Genomic DNA, 2641 nt, shown 5'->3' with positions numbered 1-2641 from the left:
CGGCGGCGGGGCCTGGCCGGGCTTCGAGGCGCGGCGCCGAACGAAGTGAGGTCGCCTAGCCTCGCGGGCGGGCCGCCGCCCACCGGCACACACAGCGGCCAGGCCCATCAAGGCAGGCCACGCGGCGGCCGGGGATCTGGCGGGGCAACGAGCACCGCCGGAAATCAGGCGGTGCCACAAGCCCCCGCCGGAAAAGTTAGAACTCCTCGTAGTACTCCGGGTTCTGGTCGGCCTGGCGGCCATCGGGGCGCCCGAGCGCGCTGATGGCCGCCATCTGCTCAGGCGACAGCGAGAACGAGAAGATGTCGAGGTTCTCGCGCTGGCGCTCGGGGTTGCCGGACTTGGGCAGGGGCAGGGCGCCGAGCTGGTAGTGCCAACGCAGGATGAGGCGCGATGGGGACACGCCGACCTCGGAGGCCAGGGCGACGATCGCGGGGTCTTCGACGATGCGCCACTTGCGGCCCAGCGGGCTCCACGATTCGGTGAGCACGCCGATGCTCGCGTGGTACTCGAGCGCGGCGGCCTGCGGGAAGTAGGGGTGCAGCTCGATCTGGTTGACGCTCGGGTACTCGCCGGTCTCGGCGTGCACGCGGTCGAGGTGTTCGGGCAAGAAGTTGCAGACGCCGACGGAACGGATGAGGCCACGGTCGCGCGCATCCAGCAGGGCTTGGAAGGCCTCGACGTACAGGCCGCGCTTGGGGTTGGGCCAGTGGATCAGGTACATGTCCCAGTAGTCGAGGCCGGCGCGCATGAGGGATTCCTCGACGGTGTAGACGGCCTCGTCGTAGCGCTGGTGGCGTCCGGGGAGCTTGGAGACGAGGCGCAGGTCCTCGCGGGGAACGCCGCAGCGACGGACGGCGGCACCAAGGGCGCCTTCGTTTTCGTAGTTGAAGGCGCTGTCCAGCATGCGGTATCCGGCGTCGACGCCGGAAACCATCGCCGACACGCCTGAGGTACCGCGCAGGTTGTAGGTCCCCAGCGCGATCGCGGGAATATCCAGGCCGTCGTTCAGGGTGTATGCGGGGATATCACTCATGTGTCAATCGTAGGCCGGGCCTCGCTTGGAGTTCTACCATTGAGGCATGGCACAGCTTGAATTGGACGAGGTCCACGCGAACGCGGTGGACTATCAGCATTTCCTTCTTGATTCTCCGACTCCCTATCACGCGGCCGAGGTCGTGGCGCAGCGCCTGGTGGACGCCGGCTTCACGCTCGTCGACGAGAAGGGCACCTGGGACGCGTCCTCGGGCGGTCACGTGATGGTGCGCGGGGGCGCGGTGGCCGCGTGGTTCGTGCCCGAGAAGGTCACCGACGATGCGGGTTTCCGTATCGTGGGCGCGCACACGGATTCGCCGGCGCTGTCGGTGAAGCCGTCGGTGCAGTCGACGACGCCGGATGGCTGGGGCCAGATTGACGTCGAGGTGTACGGCGGCATGATGTGGAACTCGTGGCTGGACCGCGAGCTGACGCTGGCGGGTCGTCTGATCCTGGCGAATGGCGAGGTCGTCCTGGCGCGTACGGGTCCGATTGCACGTATCCCGCAGTTGGCGATCCACCTGGATCGCGAGGTGAATCCGGTTGGTTTGAAGCTGGATCCGCAGAAGCACCTGCACCCGGTGTGGACGGTGGATAACCCGTACGGCAAGGTGCTGGAGTACGTGGCGCGCACGGCGGGCCTGGACGACGCGTCGCAGGTCGCGGCGTTCGATCTGATTCTCACCCCCAGCCAGGGGCCTGGTTTCTTCGGCGACAAGGGCCAGTTCATCGCGGCCTCGCGCCAGGACAACCTGTCGAGCGTACATCCGGGCCTGGTGGCTCTGGAGCGTCTCGCGGCGCAGGGGACTCCGGAGAGCGGCGACATCACGGTGTTCATGTGCTTCGACCACGAGGAGGTGGGCTCGGGATCTCGCACGGGCGCGGCTGGCCCGATCCTGGAGACGGTGCTGCGTCGCACGGCGACGGCGCTGGGTCGCGATGAGGATGGCTTTGAGCGGATGCTCGCGGCCTCGTCGTGCGTGAGCGCGGACGCGGCGCACTCGGTGCACCCGAACTACGCGGGTCACCACGATCCGGATAACCGTCCGGTGATGGGTCGCGGCCCGATCCTGAAGATCAATTCGAAGCAGCGTTACGCGACGGACGGCGAGGGCATTGCCCTGTGGAATCGCGCGTGCGCGGCGGCGGGCGCGGTGTCGCAGAGCTTCGTGGGTAACAACGCGATGCCGTGCGGCACGACGATCGGCCCGATCACGGCGACTCGTCTGGGGATCCTGACGGTGGACGTGGGCGTGGGTCTGCTGTCGATGCACTCGGCGCGCGAGATGAGCCACGTGGATGATCTCCTCACGCTCTCCCAGGTGCTGGAGGCGTACTGGCGCGGCGCGTGAGCGCCTGAGCGCCCGGATCGCCCGCGCGCGGCAAGCCCGAAGGGTGAAGCCGTGCGCGCGGCAAGCCCCAGCGGAGCCTGAGCGCCCGGATCGCCCGCGCGCGGCAAGCCCGAAGGGTGAAGCCGTGCGCGCGGCAAGCCCCAGCGGAGCCTGAGCGCCCGGATCGCCCGCGCGCGGCGAGCCCCACGGGCGAAGCCGTGCGCGCGGCACCCGCAGCAGGGTGCCTAAGCGCATGAAGATACCCCGGCCTCGTC

Annotated in this window: 2 protein-coding genes; one reads left to right on the top strand and one right to left on the bottom strand. The window is 68.7% G+C overall.

Annotation, left to right across the window (positions count from 1 at the left end):
• Positions 1 to 196: 196 nt before the first annotated feature.
• On the bottom strand, positions 197 to 1036 hold the full coding sequence (locus O3656_RS10165; RefSeq protein ID WP_500063952.1) for an aldo/keto reductase: 840 nt from the start codon (positions 1034 to 1036) through the stop codon (positions 197 to 199).
• A gap of 46 nt (positions 1037 to 1082) precedes the next feature.
• On the opposite strand from O3656_RS10165, the gene O3656_RS10160 reads away from it, so the two are divergent.
• Positions 1083 to 2387, top strand: a complete 1305-nt coding sequence (locus O3656_RS10160; protein WP_500063950.1) for a M18 family aminopeptidase — start codon at positions 1083 to 1085, stop codon at positions 2385 to 2387.
• The last annotated feature ends 254 nt before the right edge of the window (positions 2388 to 2641 follow it).

The sequence above is a fragment of the Pauljensenia sp. 27098_8_83 genome, from assembly GCF_041432695.1.
In the GTDB taxonomy this organism is placed as follows: Bacteria; Actinomycetota; Actinomycetes; order Actinomycetales; family Actinomycetaceae; genus Pauljensenia.
This window is presented reverse-complemented; position numbering and strand designations above follow the sequence as displayed.

What these genes read in the sequence shown, in the direction of transcription:
- O3656_RS10160 (WP_500063950.1), top strand. Translation starts at nt 1,083, where the DNA reads ATGGCACAGCTTGAATTGGACGAGGTCCACGCGAACGCGGTGGACTAT.
- O3656_RS10165 (WP_500063952.1), bottom strand. Translation starts at nt 1,036, where the DNA reads ATGAGTGATATCCCCGCATACACCCTGAACGACGGCCTGGATATTCCC.